Below are 18,412 nucleotides of genomic sequence, written 5' to 3' on the forward strand. Positions count from 1 at the left end.
CATCCAAATGTGGGGTGGTCATGGGTCGCGCATCACAGGCGCAGGCGGAGGAGAATCGCAGGCGTGTGGTGGACACCGCCTCCCGGCTGTTCCGGGAGCAGGGCATGCAGGTCAGCGTCGCCGACCTGATGAAGGCCGCCGGTCTGACCCACGGCGCGTTCTACAAGCAGTTCGCCGCCAAGGAGGCGCTCGTCGACGAGGCCACCGCCCACGCCTTCGCCGAGCTCGCCCAACGCCACAGCGCCGGGCTGGAGCGGCACGACGGGGAGCGCGCCGCCGCCCAGCAGGCGCTGATCGACACCTACCTCTCCGTCGAGCACCGCGATGACCCGGCGGACGGCTGCCCGGTCGCCGCGCTCGCCACCGACATCGCGCGCGAGGGCGGGGGGCGCGAGGCCCGTCGCGTCTACGCCGAGGGGGTGGCCGACTTCGCCGATTTCCTGGCCAGTGACGACCAGGACGGCATCGTCCGGCTCTGCACGCTGTTCGGTGCGCTGGTCCTGTCCCGTGCCACCAAGGGCTCCCCGCTCTCCGGGGAGATCCTCGCCGCCGCGCACGCAGCCTTGACCGAAGCGGGCTGATCAAGGGCAGCAGCCGGGGCCGGGCGAATGACGGCGTCAGAGGGGCACGCCCGTGACGCTCATATGACGCTCCGGCCCGGGGCAGGCCGTTCCGGTGCCCGGAAAAGGCCCTCTTACCTGCGGTTTTCTCCAGCTGGGGAATCCGGACATGTTTCCGATGACGCATCACGTGGAGTGCGTGGCGATTCTGGAGCCTACGGAGCCCTGGCGGCCGTGCTCGCGCACAGCCTGGTCGGCCTGGCGAGCCTGTTCGGCCAGGCCGGCGCCGGCCCGCCGGGCCCGGCGCAGCGCGCCCACCAGGAGGGTGGCCAGCAGCGCGGCGTCGACGTCGTGACCCATGGCATCGGTGACGGAGAGCTGGACGGTGTCCCGGTCGATCACGTAGTCGAAGGTGTCGCCCCCGACGTGGTCGGCCGGCTCCAGCGCCCCGGCCACCGCGAACTGCGCCGCCTCACATGCCAGTGACGACGGCAGCAGCCGGTGCTGGATCTCCGCGGCCAGGCTCAGCGGGACGGTACGGCGGCCCCACTGGTACACGTCGGTGTAGGACCGGTTCGCGATGACGATGTAAGCCAGGGCGTGCGCGGTCTCGCCGATCTCCCGCATCACCTCCGCGTCCGGCGCCGCGGGCAGGACCAGTTCGAGGAGCCCGATGGCGTCCCCGCGGTTGGTCACCGGGGCGACGATCCGCACCAGCGTCTCCTCGCCCTTGTCCTCCATGCTCGGGCGCTGGGTGCGGATCACGTCGTCGTACAGGGTGCCGCGCAGCGTGATGCGCCGGGCGGGTTCATCGGTGTCGACGCTGCCCGCTGCCCCCAGCCGTACGACCGAGCCGCCGGTGAAGTCGGTGATCAGGAACGACACAGAATTCGCCCTGAGACGATCCTTGAGTATGCGCGCCACTACGTCGAGCGACTCCACGGGCGCCGCGGTCTCCGCCGCCGCCAGCGTCCCCGCCAAGGTCATCGCCCTGTCCTGGCCGTGCCAGTTCCCCGGAGTAGGACTGGAGCGCGAGGGCCCGCGCCAAAAGCCCGGTGCCGGGCAGGTGGTATGGCACCCACGGTGCCCTTGGCCGGTGTTCCACTCGGCCAAGCGCCCGTCCCTTCTCGCTGGCTGCTTGCTTGTTCTGGTCGATGAGGTGGTGCTTTACGGCGTCGGCGAACGTGGTCGCCTCGGTCGTGCCCGGTGGCCTTGTCGCTGGTATCGGCGTACGGGTGGGGGGCTGCTGACTCCCGTGCCCGGCCTGGATGCTCGCGGGGCCGACCGGAAGCGAGGGGCCGTGCTACCGGGCTGTGGCTCAGGCGTCGATGAGTACGGCAAGGACATCTGGATGGGTTACGGCTGCCGACTCATGGAAGCGGTTCGACGGATTGCCTCCTGGTTCAGGGAGGGCGGCGAGATCATCTACCGGTGGCGCCGGTGCGTCATGCTGGGGCGCTGCCGATACGGGCTCGCCGCAGTGGCGCTCCTGCTCGGTGGAGACTGGCGAGTGCTTGCCGGTAGGAGGCGATCAGTCCGGTTTCCAGGTAGTCGACTCCCAGGTCCTGGCAGTAGCGGCGGACGAGGGGCCGGGCCCTGCGCAGGTGCGGGCTGGGCATGCTGGGGAACAGGTGGTGTTCGATCTGGTGGTTCAGGCCGCCCAGGGCGAGGTCGGTGAACCAGCTGCCGCGTACGTTGCGTGCGGTGAGGACCTGGCGGCGCAGGAAGTCGGGGCGGTCGTTGCCGGTCAGGATCGGCATGCCCTTGTGGTTGGGGGCGAACAGACAACCGAGGCAGAGGCCGAACAGGCACTGGTGGACGGCCAGGAACGCGATCGCCGTGCCGGGTGGGAGGACGAGGAACACTGCGGTCAGGTAGGCGGCGGTGTGCCCGTAGAGCAGCGTGCCGTCCAGGGCGCGGTTGCCCAGTGCTCGCGCGCTGGAGACATGAAGGTTGACCCCTTCGAGCAGGAGCAGCGGAAAGAAGAGAAACGCCTGCCAGCGGCCGAGGAGCCTCGGCAGTCCGGTCGCGGCGCGGGCCTGGTCCTGGGACCACACGAGCAGGTCGGGGGCGATGTCGGGGTCGAGGTCCTCGTGGTTGGGGTTGGCGTGGTGGCGGGTGTGCTTGTCCTGCCACCATCCGTAGCCCATCCCGATCGCGGCCCCGGCTATGCGGCCGGCCGTCTCGCTGGGCCGGCGCCGGCGGAAGACCTGGCGGTGGGCGACGTCGTGGGCCAGCAGAGCCACCTGGCCGAACATCACGGCGAGGAACGCGGCGACCGCCAGGGTCCACCAGCCGGCGCCGATGACGACGAACGCCCCCCAGCCCCCGGCGTAGGCAACGGCCACGGCGATGGACCGGACCATGTAGTAGCAGGGGCGCCGGTTCATCAGGCTGGCCTCGGCGATCTTCTTGGACAGACGGGCGAAATCACTGCCGCCTGCGGGGGGAGGCGGGCGACGGGGAGGGGTGTGCGCGGTCATGCTGTCGGCGTGTCCTTCCTGGCCTGGCGGGTCGCATCCGGTCGGGCGGTGTACGCCGGATGCGATGCCGTAGCCGGGTACCCGCACTCCTGCCTTCGGGCCGGCACTTTGGTGCTCGTCGGCCGGAGCCTGCGGATGTCGCCGGGCTCTGCCGTCGTGAGGTCCTCCCCGGAGGGTGGCCGCTGTCGATGACCTTCCGCGCTGGCAATCGGGGCGAAGCGGCATCGAAGGGATATAAGACACTAGCCTCGGGCCATGGTGACGCGTACCCGGCTGTATCACGACGGCACTCTGGTCCTGGAGGACTTTCCCGTCGGTGACGTCCCTGCGCATCTCGCTGATCCGGCGTCGGTCCTGTGGCTGGACCTGCACCGGCCCGGAGCCGCTGAACTCACCATGCTCGGTCAGGAGTTCGGCATCCACGAACTGGCTCTCGAGGATGCCGCCCAGCGTGGACAGCGGCCGAAACTCGACCGCTATCGCACCCACGAGTTCCTCAGCGCCTATGCCGTGACCGTCAGCCCGGACGGTGCGCAGTTGACGTACAGCGAGATCGCCGTATTCCTCACCGGCCAGGCCATGATCACCGTCCGCAAGGACGACGGCCTCGACATCGAGGACGTCGTCGCCCGCTGGGACGAGAGCCCGGACCTGGCCGGCCACGGCGTCGGATTCCTGCTGCACGGTCTGCTCGACCATCTCGTGGACGGACACTTCGCCGCCGTTCAGCAACTGGACGACAGCAGCGAAGAGCTGGAGGGCCTGCTCTTCGCGGCCGGGCGCCGTGAGATCGAAGCCGTGCAGCGCCGGGTCTTCGCACTGCGCAAGTCGCTCGTCCGGCTGCGCCGCGTCGTGCTTCCGATGCGCGAGGTGGTCAACGGGCTCATGCGCCCCGGCCTGCACCTGATCACCGACCCTCTCGTCCCGTACTACCAGGACGTCTACGACCACGTGCTGCGTGCGACCGAGTGGACGGAATCACTGCGGGACCTGGTGGCCTCGGTCATGGAGACGAACCTCTCGGTCCGGGCCAACAGCATGAATCTGATCATGAAGAAGGTGACGAGCTGGGCCGCGATCATCGCCGTTCCCACCGCGATCACCGGCTACTACGGCCAGAATCTCCCCTATCCCGGTTTCGGCCGCGAGTCGGGATTCATCACCTCCGCCGCCGTCATCGTGCTCCTGTCCGCATTGCTGTATCTGACGTTCAAGCGCAAGGACTGGCTCTGACCGGCATCGGCACCGGCGACCAGGTCCCGAAGGCGGGAAACTCCCTGGTCATCCCGGGCTTTTCGGGCCGGTGAGCGGAGTAGTGTGAAGACACCGGGAGTCCTTCGCGCACCGGCTCCGCTGCGGGTGCCGTTTCCGGTGATCGACAGCGCCGGGCCGCACCCACGAGCCCGGGGACGGGTCCGCGCCATGGCCGTGACCATTGACCGTACGACATCGAGCAGGCGCGCGCCGCCGCAGCCGGCCCGGCTGTCCCTGACGCCCGCGCCGGGCGGGCTGGACGGCATATGGTGGCCTCGCTCCCGTGCCCTGACCCGTGAGCTGCCGTCCCTGACGGCCGCACTGGGCGATCGCTGGGGTCGTATCACGGGTGTAACCGTGCACCCGGCCTACTGGCCCGTCCTGCCGCACTGGGTGTCCGACGCCGGGCGCACCGTGCAGGTGGACTGGTCCACCGAGGAGCAGGATCCGCACAGACTCACTCTCTTCTCCGCTGACGGCCGCCGGGACATGCTGGTGATACCGCCGGAAACCGGTGCTGACGCCGCCGCGCAGCTGATGGCCGGCGACGGCATCGATGTCCCGGCCCGGGAGCAAGCGGCAGACAGGATCGATGCACGAAACAGGGAGGAAGCCTGGGAGGCCGACGGCGGAGCAGGTCGACCGTCGTCCCTGCCCCGGCCCATCGGCTCGGCGGGGCCCTCGCCCGCCGGTCGGCGGAGGTGAGATCCCGTGCTCGTCATCGCCGTGGCCGTCCTGCTCCTTCTGGTCGCCGGCGGAGTCGTTCTGATCCACCAGCTCAATGGTCAGCACGACGAACGGATCGCTGCCTTCCACTACAGCGATGTTCTGCCGGGGATCGGGCGTCGGCCCCGGAGGCGCCGTAGGCCGGCGGTGGACGCGAGCGTTCCGACGCACCCCGCGACGGCTGCCGCGGATGACATCGACTTCGGCCCGGCGGACGGTAGAGGAAGGCGCGTCATGGCGATTTTGCGAGACCGGAAGACGTACCGCGAGAGGATCATGCAGGCTCTGTACCAAGCCGCCGAGGGCAATCGCCTCCTGGGCGTCGATGGGGCGAAGCTCCGCACCGACCTCGGCATCCCTGAGCAGGACATGGCCGCTGCCAGCATGTACCTGGCGGACGAAGGCTGGGTCGTCGTGGACTGGGGGAGGGGCAACACGCCCGCGATGATCACGCTGACGCACCAGGGGATCCGGCAGATGGAGACGCAAGAGGAAGGGCGTGGCTGAGCCGCCGCGTCGCTTTCTCGGACCGAAGCGAACCTTCGCAAGGATTCTTCCTGTCGGATCAGTCCCTTTGGCGTAACGTGGAAAGCGGGTCGGCGCACGCTCACGTGCAATGACCCGGAAGGGCGGCTCCGGCGGGTATACGCCGGAGCCGTTGCCCGTTTCCGTAACCGCGCCGTGCGGCGAGGTGCTCGCGCGAGCGTCGTGCGGAGTACGGTGAGCGAGCAGGGTCGTACGCGGTCGCATGCTCCGCGGTGGCACTGACCTTTACGACGGGCGGACATCATGGCCGACTCGGACACCTCCGATCATCTCCCCCGGCTCCTGCCGGACGCCGTTCACCGGTCCGTGAGACCGGGGACGGCCCTGCTGAGGCTGGAGACGACGCACGCGCGCGAGGGAATCCTGGACGGCGCATGGTGGCCGCGGTCCCGGGACATAGGTGCCGAGCTCCCCTCGCTGATCTCCGCGTTGACCGAGCATCTCGGGCCCATCACCCGGGTCGGTCTGGACGGGAGCGCCTGGGACGGACTGCCGCCCCGGGTGATGGTCGACGACCGAGTCGTCCACCTCGACTCCTTCCCGGTCGGTGACGACACCGTCCTCGTCACCCGGGGCGACCGGGACCATTTCTCCCTGATGCTGGTCCCTCCGGACACGTCGCCCGACGCGGCACGCGCCGCGATGGCCAGGGCCGTACGGGCCGACAACGTCACCGAGGCCGGACAGATCCTCATCGATACGGGCGGAGACACGCCGCCTACGCCGGCCTGACACGTCCGTCGCGGATCGACTCCCCGTCGGCCTGGACCCTAGGAACCGTCCGGCCGATCATGTAACTGCGTCGCGCCCGGATCGTTGGTGCGGGCATGGGGCGCGGTGATCTGACAGATGCCCAGTGGGAGCGGTTGCGGCCGCTCTTGCCGGTCAGCAACAGGCGTTGTGGCAGGTGGCGTGACCATCGCCAGGTGATCGACGGGATCCTGTACCGGGTGCGGACCGGAGTGCACTGGCGTGACCTGCCTGAACGGTTCGGACCGTGGAAGACCGTCTATGAACGGCACCGGTTGTGGCCGGCTGACGGAACGTGGGAACGCCTGCTCCAGCAGGTTCAGGCCGGGGTTGATGCGGTGGGCCAGATCGACTGGGAAATCTCGGTCGACTCCACTGTCGTGCGTGCCCATCAGCACGCGGCGGGCGCCCGCATCAATCCGCCGCCCGCCCCCGGTTCAAAGGGGGCGGCACCGCCAGAACACCAGGACGAGACGTCGTGGCAGGGTGTCGTCGGCCGCCTGGCGGAGGTGGTGAGCAAGGCGAGAGCCTGGGTCGCTCACGCGGTGGCTTCACCAGCAAGATCCACCTAATACTCCAGTGCGGTTTCGTGATCTATCCAGTCGGTTCGTCGCTGGAGCGTCGTCGGTAGTGGCTGCGCCGGGCTGTCGCTTGGTGTTGTCGCCGCCAGTCGGACCAGTGCAACAGCGTGGCCGCTGACACGGCTGGTGGGTTGAAGAAGGCGAGTAGGTGTCGGATCTCCGGGACGGTCAGCTTGATCGCGGGGTGATCGCTGGTGAGATGGGCCGGCTGGGCGGGTCGCGCGTGGGCTGAGCTGGCGGCGACGGCGGTGAGGAAGGCCAGGGCGAGCATGACGAGGGTGATGTGCCGGTGCCACGAAGTCCAGTTGCGGACTTGGTAGTGGTCGAGTCCGACCTGGCTCTTGGCGGCCTGGAAGCACTCCTCGACGCTCCAGCGGACACCGGCGACGCGGACGAGTTCCGCAAGGGTGACGGTGGTGGGTGACCAGCACAGGTAGAAGGCGAGTTCACCGGTCGTGCGGTTGCGGCGGATCAGCAGGTGGCGGTGGCCGCCGGTGCCGATGTGGATCCAGGCCCAGTCGTAGTAGCGCGGCCCTTTCGCACCAGCCCCGGCGCTGTGCCGCTGCCAGGCCGTGGCGGGCAGACGTTCGGCGACGGTGTCCGCGCGGATGGCGGTGCGGCCTGCGTTGATCCGTACCCGCGCCGAGCAGGCAACGGCCATGACGTAGCCGGTGCCGCGCGTTTCCAGGGCGGCGCGAAGCTGCGGGTCCTGCCCGTAGGCTTCGTCCCCGGTCACCCACCGCGCCTCCACCCCGGCCTCCAGCGCGGCGGCGATCATCTCCCAGGCCAGGCGGGGTTTGGTCCGGAACTGCACTTCCTGGGGTATCTCGGCAGCGTGGCGGCGCTCGGAGTCGGCGCACCACGAGTGCTCAGGCAGGTAGAGCCGGCGGTCGATCAGCGTCCGCCCCCGGCTGGTGGCATAGGCGAGAAAGACCCCGACCTGGGCGTTCTCGATGCGTCCTGCGGTGCCGGTGTACTGGCGCTGCACCCCCGCCGAGGCGTGGCCCTTCTTCACGAAACCGGTCTCGTCCACGATGATCACGCCGCCGTCGGTGCCGAGGTGCTCGACGGCATAGGCGCGGAGGTCGTCACGGACGGCATCGGCGTCCCAGCGGGCGTGGCGCAGCAGCCGCTGCATCGACCCCGGCCGCGCGTGACCAGCCTGTTCCGCCAGCTGCCAGCAGTTCTTCCGTTCCGCCGTCGACAGCAGCCCGAGCAGATAGGCACGGGCACTCGCCCTCGGCTCAACCCGGCCGAAACGTCCCGCGATCCGGGCCATGGCCTGGTCGAACATCTCCCGCCAGTGAGCAGGGTCTACGCTATGGCCCGCGGCCACCGCACGATCTTCGTTTGTCCACACACCAACCGGTGATCACGCGGTGGCCGTACCCGTTCCCAGCCGCGTCCGCGACAAGATCGCGAAACCAGACTGGAGTACTAAGCGCCGATGGCCGCTGCCGCCCACTGTCCCTGACTGTCACGGCAGGGCAGCGGGCGGACTGCACCCAATTCGTGCCGGTGCTGGAGAAGATTCGCGTCCCTCGACTCGGGCCGGGCAGGCCCCGTAAGAAGCCCGCCAGCGTTGCGGCGGACAAGGGCTACAGCAACGGCCCATGCCGGGAGTACCTGCGCCGTCGCGGAATCCGGCACACCGTTCCGGAGAAGACCGACAGCCAGGCCGCCCGCCTGCGCAGGGGCTCACGCGGCGGCCGGCCCACCAGGCTTCGACGGGGACCAGTACAAGAAGCGCAACACTGTCGAACGGGCCATCAATCGGCTGAAGAACTTCCGAGCTGTGGCAACGCGGTACGACAAGCGCGGTTACATGTTCCTTGGAACGGTCACCGCCGCAGCTCTGATCATCTGGCTGCGATCATGAATCGGTGTGCTGGAATTCCGCTTCGATGTGACTGGATCGATTCCGAGAAGTCATAACCGGCTTCGCTTTCCAGGCACTTAGGGCGTATCGAACGTCCACTCGAACTTGGAATCGCCCATTTGATACTTTTCGACGACAGCACTCGTGCCCAGCGCGAACTCGCCGCCTTGTGCGGTGATGGCGACTGCGGGGTCGTACGGCATCAAAAGATTGTAGTTGCACGCCCAGAGTTGGTTCAGTGCCCGTTCCGCTTTCACTCCCTGAGTGAGAATCGTTCCCGGATCGATATTTCCGCCGCCGTCGCGCCCGGGGACCTGAAGGACGAGCCCACTGTTCTTGTTGATCAGGTAGCCATTTTCGTATCGCCACAGTTGGCTGTCGTGGTCGTTGCGCTTCCTGTCGAAGACCACGACCTCGTGGCCGGGCTCGGTACTGTGATCTGCGACGTCGAGCACCTTCTCACTGAAAACGTTCCGGATAAAGAAGTCGCCGGTCGGAAAGTCATTCATGTCTCCTCCTTCTCGTTAGGTTTATTGCCAACCATGCAAGTTAGACGCAGGAGAGCCGAACCGGCCTGTCGGTGGGGTCCAAACCACACAGTCGAGTGAAAAACACTCGGCCTACGAATGAGGGCACAGTGCCGTTGACGCCCGGGCCGAGAGATAGTTCGCCGTGTCGTGCCATGTCCTGCTTCGAACGCCACGACGGCAAGATCCGCACGTAGGTAGTACTCAAGCAGAGAAGCACCCCTGATCGATCACGAGCTGAGAGCCCGCACCCCGTGATCGGCCGGACAGCTCCTAAGGGCTTGCAGGGAATCAAGGTGTTGCTTCCCGTTCTTGGGATCGTTGGTGTGGTATGCGCATCCCGGACGAGACACGTGACCAACTTGCTATGAAGCTCGCCGTGTTGCTGCCGCATCTGGACGAACGGCAGCGGCGGCTGTTGATGGCCGCGGAAGCACGTGCTCTGGGGCATGGCGGCGTTCGGGCCGTCGCGCGAGCGGCTGCGGTCAGCGAGACCACGGTCCGCAAGGGTGTGTTCGAGTTGGAAGCCGGCGAGGGACCTCTGGGCAGGGTGCGGCGTCCGGGCGGAGGCCGCAAGCGGGTCACGGACCTGGATCCGGGACTGCGACCGGCACTGCTGGCGCTTGTAGAGCCGGATGTGCGGGGTGATCCGATGTCGCCGCTGCGGTGGACGGTGAAGTCGACGCGCACGCTGGCGCTGGCACTGACCCGGGCCGGACACCGGGTCAGCGCCGACACGGTCGCCGGCCTGCTGCGCGAGGAGGGCTTCAGTCTGCAGGCCAACTCCAAAACCATCGAGGGCGGCCAGCATCCGGACCGGGATGCCCAGTTCCGCTATCTCAACGAGCAAGCCCGCGAGCACCGGGACACCGGTCAGCCGGTGATCAGCGTCGACACCAAGAAGAAGGAACTCGTCGGCGCGTTCAAGAACGGCGGACGGCAGTGGCGACCCGCAGCCGATCCGGTACGGGTGAACGTGCACGACTTCGCCGACCCGCAGCTGGGCAAGGCCGTCCCCTACGGCATCTACGATCTCGCGGCGGACACCGGCTGGGTCAACGTCGGCACCGACCACGACACCGCCGCGTTCGCGGTGGAATCAATCCGCCGCTGGTGGCACGATCAGGGGCGGAGCACCTACCCGGGCTCGACACGGCTGCTGATCACCGCGGACGCGGGCGGCTCCAACGGCTACCGCACCCGGGCCTGGAAGCTCGAACTGGCCCAGCTCGCCGGGGAAACGGGGCTGACCATCACGGTGTGTCATCTGCCGCCGGGAACTTCGAAGTGGAACAAGATCGAGCACCGGCTGTTCTCCCACATCACCATGAACTGGCGCGGGCGCCCGCTGACCAGCCACGAAGTCATCGTCCAGTCCATCGCCGCGACCACCACCCGCACCGGACTACGGGTGAGAGCAGAGCTAGACACGAACACCTACCCGACCGGAATCCACATCGGTGACGCGGACATGGCCGCCCTGCCGCTGACCCGACACGTCTTCCACGGCGATTGGAACTACGCCCTGCACCCACAGCCGTGCCCGGCCATCCCGGCGGCCGGGGCCCCGCAGACGTCGGCCCCGGAATGGGACAAGGACCTGCTGTCCGATCCCACGCTGACCGGGATGTCCCGACAACAACTGGCCGATTTCACAAAGACTTTGGCTCCGAACGGCGATACCCAGCGCGGCCGCCCGCCCCGGCTCGCCTTCCCCGACCAAGTCCTGGCCAGCGTGCTCCACCTACGGGTCGCCCTGGCCGCGGAACCCCTCGCCGTGCTGTTCGACAGCAGTCGGACCGCCATGCACCGCACCCTGCTCAAGATCAGGAGGCTACTCACGGCCCACGACATCGTCATCGCGCCGGCAGCCACCCCACCCGCCGCCCTCACAGCTCTCCAGGCCCGGGTTCGATCCCAGAGCGACAACTCCTACAGCAAGATCAAGACGACGTGTTAATGATCTGCAAGCCCTTAGGCAGGTCGCGGCTCGCACCGCCGCACGCGCGGGGGTGGGCCGCCCTCTCACCCAGGGTCTCAACGCACAGTCGTAAACTCAATTAGGCAATGGAGGCGGCACTCAGCGTTACCGCCAACCGCAACCTCCGGACCACCCGCGCTGCCGACTGGACTTGGCGAGGTAGCGGCGCCCAGACCGGGCAGAGCAGCCAAGACGCTTTGCCGGACTCGGGCCGCTGATTTTCTCGTCCTCAGCCTGCGTTCCCGCGACAACCTTCTACCACGGTCAGTGGAACGGCTTTCCTCACAGTGCCCTGTCTCCGGAGTTCCCGCTCCGCCGCCTCCGCCCTTGCCAGGTTGCCGGCCTGCAGGGCCGGCTCAACCCCTCGGTACGCCGCGCGGCGGAGATCATCGCTGAGGGCCGGTTCGGGCGGCTGCTCTCGGCGCGAGTCGCAGCGACGACCTTTGGCAACGGCCCGGAGTCGGTGAGCGCGTACGAGTACTTCGACAAGGCAGCGTCCGGAGCCGGTTTCCTCACCATTGCCGCGGGCCACGTCCTGGATGTGGTCGAGGCCGTTCTCGGCGACGTCACCGAGATCGACGCCCGAACCGAACTCCTCTGGCCCCAGGTGAAGTTGGTCGACACCGGCGCGATATCTGTCCGCGAGGTCCCGGATCACCTCGACGCCATCGCCAAGACCTCCTCGGGGGCTCCGGTCGGGGTGCAGATCCTGGCGGGCGTGCCCGCCTCCGACGCCCACTTCAGTCTGGAAGTACGCGGATCGGAGGGCTGGCTGAGGCTGACGGGCGACCACCCCGCGGGCGTTCAGGTCGGCGACCTCACCCTCTCGTCGAGCGTCGACTTCACCGCGCCCGACCGCCCGGTCGCCACCGGCACGGGACCCACTGCCGCCGACATCTGGACGGGCGCTTCCATCAACGTCGGCGAGGTCTACGCCAGCCTGGCCCGCGACATCACGAACGGCACCCACCACACCCCGGGTTTCCAGCACGCCGCCCACAACAGGCGTCTCATCGCCCGAGTCGAACAAGCCGCCCGGACCGGCGTCCGGCACTGACGCCACCGCACCTCGCGGCACCGTGCATTACTGCCGTGACGGATACGGCGACCGATCCGCGGGCACGGGCAGCCGACATAGGTTCGGACCCGCTGAAGGGTTCCTGAGGCCCACCCCCCAGATCAGGGAGTCGTTGATGATTTCAGTCCCTCGTCACCATGGCCCTCGCGGCGCTTCGCGGCAGGCTCACGGCGTATGACCACCTCCGCGCGCGCCGCTGTTCTCGATGCGCAGGACGGGCCCTTCGATTTCCGCGACATCGAGATCGAGGACCCGCGGTCCGACGAGGTACTCGTTCGCATGGTCGCGACCGGAATATGCGCGACCGACGCTCACGTGCGGGCACAGCGAATGGCGACGCCGCTGCCGGTGGTGCTGGGGCACGAGGGAGGAGGAGTCGTCGAACGCGTGGGGGCCGCTGTCACCACCGTCGAGCCCGGTGACCACGTCGTCCTCTCCTACCACTCGTGCGGCCGCTGCAAGCCGTGCATGTCCTCTCACGCGGCCTACTGCGACAACGTCTGGGCAGCCAACTTCGCAGGCGCCCGCCTGGACGGCTCGAACGGTCTCCACGTCGCCCACGGCACAGAGCCACACGGTCACTTCTTCGGCCAGTCCTCGTTCTCCACCCACGCCCTGACCCACCAACGGAACACGATCAAGGTCCCCCGCGATCTGCCCCTCGACGTCATGGCGCCGCTGGGGTGCGGGCTGCAGACGGGCGCGGGGGCCGTACTCAAGGCACTCGCCGTGCCGGCGGGAGCGTCCTTCGCGGTCTTCGGCGTGGGCGCGGTGGGCCTGGCGGCGGTCATGGCGGCACATGTCGCGGGTGCCACCACCATCGTCGCCGTCGACGTCGACGCCGGCCGCCTCGAGCTGGCCCGCGATCTCGGAGCGACGCACCTCGTCAACCCCGGCCAGGTCGAGGATCTGACCGGCGCGCTCCGGACCGTCGACGAACGCGGTCTGGAGTACGTCCTCGACACGAGCGGCCGCGCGGAGAACCTCGACGCCGGGGTCGGCGCCCTGGCACCGATGGGCCGATTCGGCTTCGTGGCGTTCCACGAAGGAGCGGGCGCCATGCTCGACGCCGGCCGGCTCACGCTCGGCCAGTCGCTTCAGGGCATCATCCAGGGTGACGCCGTCTCGTCGCTCCTGATCAACGACCTTGCCCAGCTCTATCGAGCGGGCCGGTTCCCCATCGACCGACTGCTGTCCTTCTACGACTTCGCCGATATCAACACCGCGTTCGAGGATGCGGGCTCAGGCCGCGTCACCAAGGCGGTCCTTCGATTCACGTCACCGGGATAGACCACCCGTTCGACAGATTCCCAAGAACACAGAGAGGATCCCGTCGATGTGCCAGAGCAGTCAGATACCCATCAGCGTCGAAGAAACCCCGAGCTTCTACGGGATCGACCACTATGGATTCCCCCGCTCGGGGGCGGACGACCCGTTGGACCCCGAGGGCTATTACCCCCCGTATTTCCAGAGCGAGCACTTCCAGAAGTACGGCTACCACGTGGAAGAACTGCGCGGCGGCTTCTACTGGGTCACCAGTGCCGGCTACGACGCCGCATTCGTGGTGACCGAGGAGGGCGTGGTCGCGATCGACGCACCCCCGACGCTGGGCGAGAACATGCTGGCGGCGATCGAGGACGTCACCGACCGACCGGTGACCCACGTCATCTACAGCCACTGGCACGCCGATCACATCGGCGCGGCCTCCGTGTTCGGTCCCGACGTCGAGATCGTCGCCCACCGCATCACCAAGGAACTCCTGGAGCGCTTCCCCGACCCGAAGCGCCCCCTGCCGACGAGGACGTTCGACGACGAACTCGTCCTCGAAGTGGGCGGTGTGAGCCTGCAGCTCTCCTACAGGGGAGAGAACCACTGCCCCGGCAATATCTTCATCTACGCACCGCGGCAGAAGGTGCTCACGGCCGTCGACATCGTCAGTCCGGGAAGCGTCACGTTCATGCACTGCGACGCCTCGCAGAACATCTCCGGCTGGTACGAAGCTCAGTCTCAGATCCTCGCATACGACTTCGACTACTTCGTCGGCGGGCACCACATGCATTACGGCACCTACGAGCAGGTGAAGCTGTGCGTGGAGTACTTCGCCGACGTGCTCGAGGGGGCGACTGCGGCGGTCGAGCGGTTCAGCCGCTCGGATGCGCTCGCCGACATCGTGACCGGCACCGGCTGGGACAGGATATTCGTCGGTACCGAGAACTGGATCAGCTCCATGGCGAACTACACCACCCGCCACGTCCTGGAGAAGGAAACGAGCGACGGCCGGCTCTGGTGGGAACGACTGGCGGGAGCCACCACCCAGACCAAGTACCACGCGTACACCGTGCTGGAATCGATCCGCCTCGAACGGCCCCGGCCCGACTACCGCCTGCGGGGCGAGAATCCTCCGGTCTTCCTGACCTGACACCGTTCTGAACGGTGCGAGCAAATGACTCTTGTATACGAGAAGGATCATCATGAAAGCCGCCGTCATCACCTCGTTCGGCGAACCCTCCGTGTTGCGGGTTGCGGAGGCTCCGCGACCGGTGCCGGGTCCGGGTCAGGTACTGGTGCGGGTTCACGCCGCCGGGGTGAACCCGGCGGAGATCCAGGCACGCGCCGGAGCGTTCCGCCTGCGTGCTCCCGCCATCATCGGATTCGAGTTCGCCGGCGTCGTCGAGGCGGTCGGCCCGGGCGTCGACGTGGGCGTGGTCGGCGACCGCGTCGCCGGGTGGCCGGACTCCGCCACCCAGGGCTCCTACGCCGAGTACACGGTCAGCAGCAACTTCGCGATGATCCCCGACGGCGTTTCCTTCGAGGAGGCCGCGGCTACTGTCATCGGCGCCGACAACGCGGCGAGGGCTCTCGGGCTTCTGAACATTCGCCCGGGTGAAACGCTCGTGGTCACCGGCGCGAGCGGTGCTCTGGGCGGCGCCGCCGTGCAGTTCGCGCGACGGCGCGGTGTGACGGTGATCGGCGTCGCCGGGACTGCCAACGCCGACTTCGTCAGGAGTCTCGGAGCGACCCCTGTCGCCCACGGCCCGGGCCTGGTCGATCGCATCCGTGCCGCCGCTCCGGGCGGGGTCGACGCCGCGCTCGACGCCGCCGGCAAGGGGCTCCTTCCCGCCCTCGTCGATCTTCTCGGCGGCCCCGGCCGGATCGTGACGCTCGCCGACCGCGATGCCGCACAACACGGAGTCGCATTCAGCCCCGGGGGCAGCGGGAACCGCAACCGCGGCCCTGTCCAGGAAGCCTTGGATCTGATCGCCGCCGGCGCATGGACCGCACGCATCGGCCGGAGCTTCCCACTCGACGAGGCCGCGGACGCTCATCGCCTCGTCGCCACGGGCCACACCCACGGCAAAGTCATCCTCCTTCCCTGACTCGGCCGACCGGCCATTCAACCACGACAACAATCAATTGGAGAATCCGAAATGCCTGCAGTCCTCGTCCATGGTGTACCTGATACCCGCCGGCTTTGGGACACCGTCCGTTCCTATCTTCAACGCGACGATATTGTGACGATCGACCTCCCCGGGTTTGGCGTACCACTACCAGCGGGATTCACGTCGACGAAAGAAGAGTATCTCGATTGGCTTATTAAGAAGATCGAAGAAATCGGCGAACCCGTCGACCTGGTCGGTCATGATTGGGGGTCCCTGCTCACGGGCCGTCTCGCGTCTATCCGACCAGATCTGGTGCGGACATGGACAGGCATCAGCGGACCAATCGATCCGGAGTATCCGTGGCACTATCTTGCCAAGATCTGGCAAACGCCAGGCGAGGGCGAGCAATGGATGGCGGACCTCGACCTCGAGGCGTTCGCAGCAAGCCTCAACGAGGCGCAGATGCCGCGCGACGCGGCAAACGAATCGGTCCGGCATCTCGATGCCACTATGAGAGCAAGCATTCTCGCCCTTTACCGTTCGGCGATCGAGGTCGGGGCGGAGTGGAAGCCAGGTTTGAGCAATGTGACCGCACCAGCGCTAGTGATCTGGGGCCTAGACGATCCGTTTCTTCCTCACCGCTTCGCCGACGAGCTCGGTAATGCCACACGCGCACGTGCCGTCTTCAAGCTGCGCAGCTCGCACTGGCCGATGATAGAGTGTCCGGCCGATGTCGCGCGCGAACTCGAGGCCCACTGGGCTCACGTGTAAAACCTGCGCTTGGGTCACTCGGGCTCAAACCCCGCGGCCGCTACGCGAACGGCAATAATTGCTCGCTCGCCATGGTGAGCCCGAGTGCCCACGCATTTGTCCGGAAACGAATCATCGTGACGCAGCCCGGAGAGCGTTGCCGGGGCTGCGCACGGCAGGAGCATCCTAATGGCGAATTCAGCAAATACCCGGATCGGCATCGGCCTTATCGGGGCTAGTGCCGATCGGGGTTGGGGCGGAATTGCTCACGTCCCGGCGCTGCAGGCGCTCGACGCGTTCCAGATCCGCGCCGTCAGTACGACTCGTATGGAGAGCGCGAACGCGACCGCTCGTCGGCTGGGCGCCGATCTCGCCTTCGACACATATGAGGCTCTGGTCGTGCGACCGGAGGTCGACCTGGTGGTGGTTGCGGTCAAGGTGCCGGAGCACAAGCAGATTGTTTCCGACGCGCTGGCCGCGGGCAAGATGGTTTATTGCGAATGGCCGCTCGCAAGAAACCTATCGGAGGCCGAAGCGCTGGAGGGGTTTGCCCGCGAGCGGCGGCTGCGGACGGTTGTCGGGTTGCAGGGCGGCCTGCACCCGCCGATCCTCTTCCTTCGCGACCTCATCGCGCAAGGCGTGATTGGCAAGCCGCTCAGCACGAGCATCCGAGCGCATTTGACCGACGACATGTGGGTCGGCCGATATGACCCGCCGGTCGAGTACATGGCTCACGCAAAGCATGGCGCCACGCTTCTGAGCATCATGCTCGGCCACGGGCTCGAACCGCTTGCGCGCGTGCTCGGCACGTTCGAGAGTCTGTCCGCCGTCGTCGCCAATCAGCGCGGTGACGGAGTCCGCCTCTCCGATGGCGCGTCGCTGCCGAAGGACGCGCCGGATGAGATCGTCGTCGCCGGCGTTCTCGAAGGCGGGATCGTCACTTCGCTGCACTACAGTGCCGGGCAGTCTGCCAGCTCGGCGATGGTATGGGAGATCCAGGGCACCGAGGGCGGTGTGCGTGTGGAGTCGGCGTCGGGCTACATCCATTTCACCGATTTCACCATCACGCTGCGCCGCGGCAGCGAGCCTGTCCAAGTGCTACAGGTCCCCCCCGCTTATGCGGCTCCTGACCTGCAACTCGACGCACCCGCAGCGGGGGTCGCCCGCCTCTACGCCCAGTTCGCCGCCGACCTCCGCGACGGAACCGCCGATGCGCCGGATTTCGCGGTCGCACTCGATCGCCACCGGGTACTCGAGGCGATCACACGGGCCGCTGAAACAGGTCATCGGCAGCATCTGTCCCGCCCCGACCGAATGAACTCCAATCTTTGAACCCGGGAGAGGCACTGCCGCAGGACCCGAGGAGATGGCGATCCGCGAGCTAACCCTGACTTGATCACACAGAGCTGACTCGCACCGTATCGAAGAACTCTGCCGACCAGCGGGACCTCGCCCTCCATCCCTCTTCTGCAATGCGGCGCCGACTGCGTCGCTCGCCCACCGCTTCCCCCGCGCCGTGCAGCGCTCATCCGCATCGCCGAATCGTGCCCATGTGTGCCCCACGGCGCAGGCTGCTCAGGTGGCATTCGACACCAGCTGGCCGCGAAGGCACAGCTGGCCCTCATAGCGGCAATGCAGGCGTGGCGTGGTCATGCCTGTGCGTCTTCGGTCGGGATGATCCTTGAAGAGCCCGACGATCAGGACAACGATCGAGCGCAGCGCGATTCGGGACATTTATCCGCGGAATCGCACACGCGGTTCAGGGACATTTATCCCGCAGTGCTCTCCCGGGTGTCAGGGCGTGGGGCGCGCACCCCTGATTGCGAAGAGCCCTACATGGACACGGACACGATTCCGTGGCAGCTGCGCACCATGCTCGACCCATTCGTGGCGCTGAGCGTTGCCGCGAGCGTCACC

Annotated in this window: 16 protein-coding genes and 3 pseudogenes; 14 read left to right on the forward strand and 5 right to left on the reverse strand. The window is 67.5% G+C overall.

Annotated elements, in window-relative coordinates; all coding sequences use genetic code 11:
* Positions 1 to 20 precede the first annotated feature (20 nt).
* A complete protein-coding gene (locus IG02_RS0105625; protein ID WP_030742535.1) occupies positions 21 to 581 on the forward strand; it encodes a TetR family transcriptional regulator in 561 nt (186 codons plus the stop codon).
* Between the two features lie 165 nt (positions 582 to 746).
* On the opposite strand, the gene IG02_RS0105630 is transcribed toward IG02_RS0105625, so the two are convergent.
* Positions 747 to 1,547, reverse strand: a complete 801-nt coding sequence (locus IG02_RS0105630; RefSeq protein WP_420707722.1) for a PP2C family protein-serine/threonine phosphatase — start codon at positions 1,545 to 1,547, stop codon at positions 747 to 749.
* A 458-nt stretch (positions 1,548 to 2,005) separates the two neighbouring features.
* A complete protein-coding gene (locus IG02_RS0105635; protein WP_030742539.1) occupies positions 2,006 to 3,043 on the reverse strand; it encodes a fatty acid desaturase family protein in 1,038 nt (345 codons plus the stop codon).
* Positions 3,044 to 3,298: 255 nt separating this feature from the next.
* On the opposite strand from IG02_RS0105635, the gene IG02_RS0105640 reads away from it, so the two are divergent.
* The 5 genes and pseudogenes from IG02_RS0105640 to IG02_RS35960 all read left to right on the forward strand — a co-directional run.
* Positions 3,299 to 4,276 (forward strand): magnesium transporter CorA family protein, encoded by a 978-nt coding sequence (locus tag IG02_RS0105640; RefSeq protein WP_030742540.1) that lies wholly within the window; start codon positions 3,299 to 3,301, stop codon positions 4,274 to 4,276.
* Between the two features lie 189 nt (positions 4,277 to 4,465).
* Positions 4,466 to 5,002, forward strand: a complete 537-nt coding sequence (locus IG02_RS0105645) for a DUF5994 family protein (RefSeq protein ID WP_030742541.1) — start codon at positions 4,466 to 4,468, stop codon at positions 5,000 to 5,002.
* Positions 5,003 to 5,008: 6 nt separating this feature from the next.
* Positions 5,009 to 5,530 (forward strand): hypothetical protein, encoded by a 522-nt coding sequence (locus IG02_RS43795; protein WP_420707723.1) that lies wholly within the window; start codon positions 5,009 to 5,011, stop codon positions 5,528 to 5,530.
* A gap of 282 nt (positions 5,531 to 5,812) precedes the next feature.
* Positions 5,813 to 6,301, forward strand: coding sequence for a DUF5994 family protein (locus IG02_RS0105655; protein WP_030742543.1), 489 nt, complete (start codon positions 5,813 to 5,815; stop codon positions 6,299 to 6,301).
* A gap of 95 nt (positions 6,302 to 6,396) precedes the next feature.
* A pseudogene (locus tag IG02_RS35960) lies at positions 6,397 to 6,890 on the forward strand (IS5 family transposase); the annotation flags it as partial.
* On the opposite strand, the pseudogene IG02_RS0105665 reads toward IG02_RS35960, so the two are convergent.
* Positions 6,888 to 8,194, reverse strand: a pseudogene (locus IG02_RS0105665) (IS701 family transposase). The pseudogenes IG02_RS35960 and IG02_RS0105665 sit on opposite strands and share 3 nt — an antisense overlap.
* Positions 8,195 to 8,337: 143 nt before the next feature.
* Here IG02_RS0105665 and IG02_RS40365 point away from each other — a divergent pair.
* Positions 8,338 to 8,779, forward strand: a pseudogene (locus IG02_RS40365) (IS5 family transposase); the annotation flags it as partial.
* Positions 8,780 to 8,856: 77 nt separating this feature from the next.
* On the opposite strand, the gene IG02_RS0105670 reads toward IG02_RS40365, so the two are convergent.
* Positions 8,857 to 9,288 carry an RICIN domain-containing protein gene (locus tag IG02_RS0105670; protein ID WP_030742548.1) on the reverse strand — a complete coding sequence of 144 codons (432 nt, stop codon included), beginning with the start codon at positions 9,286 to 9,288 and terminating at the stop codon, positions 8,857 to 8,859.
* Positions 9,289 to 9,637: 349 nt separating this feature from the next.
* Between IG02_RS0105670 and IG02_RS0105675 the strand changes: the two genes are divergently transcribed.
* The 7 genes from IG02_RS0105675 (at position 9,638) to IG02_RS0105705 (ending at position 17,827) form a co-directional block, all read left to right on the forward strand.
* Positions 9,638 to 11,266 carry an ISAzo13 family transposase gene (locus tag IG02_RS0105675; protein WP_030742550.1) on the forward strand — a complete coding sequence of 543 codons (1,629 nt, stop codon included), beginning with the start codon at positions 9,638 to 9,640 and terminating at the stop codon, positions 11,264 to 11,266.
* A gap of 364 nt (positions 11,267 to 11,630) precedes the next feature.
* Positions 11,631 to 12,344 (forward strand): Gfo/Idh/MocA family protein, encoded by a 714-nt coding sequence (locus tag IG02_RS0105680; RefSeq protein WP_420707727.1) that lies wholly within the window; start codon positions 11,631 to 11,633, stop codon positions 12,342 to 12,344.
* A 195-nt stretch (positions 12,345 to 12,539) separates the two neighbouring features.
* Positions 12,540 to 13,655 carry an NAD(P)-dependent alcohol dehydrogenase gene (locus tag IG02_RS0105685; protein WP_030742552.1) on the forward strand — a complete coding sequence of 372 codons (1,116 nt, stop codon included), beginning with the start codon at positions 12,540 to 12,542 and terminating at the stop codon, positions 13,653 to 13,655.
* Between the two features lie 46 nt (positions 13,656 to 13,701).
* Positions 13,702 to 14,784, forward strand: a complete 1,083-nt coding sequence (locus IG02_RS0105690; protein ID WP_030742553.1) for an MBL fold metallo-hydrolase — start codon at positions 13,702 to 13,704, stop codon at positions 14,782 to 14,784.
* Positions 14,785 to 14,836: 52 nt separating this feature from the next.
* Positions 14,837 to 15,742: an NADP-dependent oxidoreductase gene (locus IG02_RS0105695; protein WP_030742554.1), complete on the forward strand. Its 906-nt coding sequence runs from the start codon at positions 14,837 to 14,839 to the stop codon at positions 15,740 to 15,742.
* A 51-nt stretch (positions 15,743 to 15,793) separates the two neighbouring features.
* A complete protein-coding gene (locus tag IG02_RS0105700; protein ID WP_030742555.1) occupies positions 15,794 to 16,516 on the forward strand; it encodes an alpha/beta fold hydrolase in 723 nt (240 codons plus the stop codon).
* 168 nt (positions 16,517 to 16,684) lie between these two features.
* On the forward strand, positions 16,685 to 17,827 hold the full coding sequence (locus IG02_RS0105705; protein WP_030742556.1) for a Gfo/Idh/MocA family protein: 1,143 nt from the start codon (positions 16,685 to 16,687) through the stop codon (positions 17,825 to 17,827).
* 243 nt (positions 17,828 to 18,070) lie between these two features.
* On the opposite strand, the gene IG02_RS41355 is transcribed toward IG02_RS0105705, so the two are convergent.
* Positions 18,071 to 18,229, reverse strand: coding sequence for a hypothetical protein (locus tag IG02_RS41355; RefSeq protein ID WP_158712238.1), 159 nt, complete (start codon positions 18,227 to 18,229; stop codon positions 18,071 to 18,073).
* Positions 18,230 to 18,412 lie beyond the last annotated feature (183 nt).

The organism is Streptomyces sp. NRRL F-5135 (genome assembly GCF_000719775.1).
GTDB classification, from domain to species: Bacteria; Actinomycetota; Actinomycetes; order Streptomycetales; family Streptomycetaceae; genus Streptomyces; species Streptomyces hebeiensis.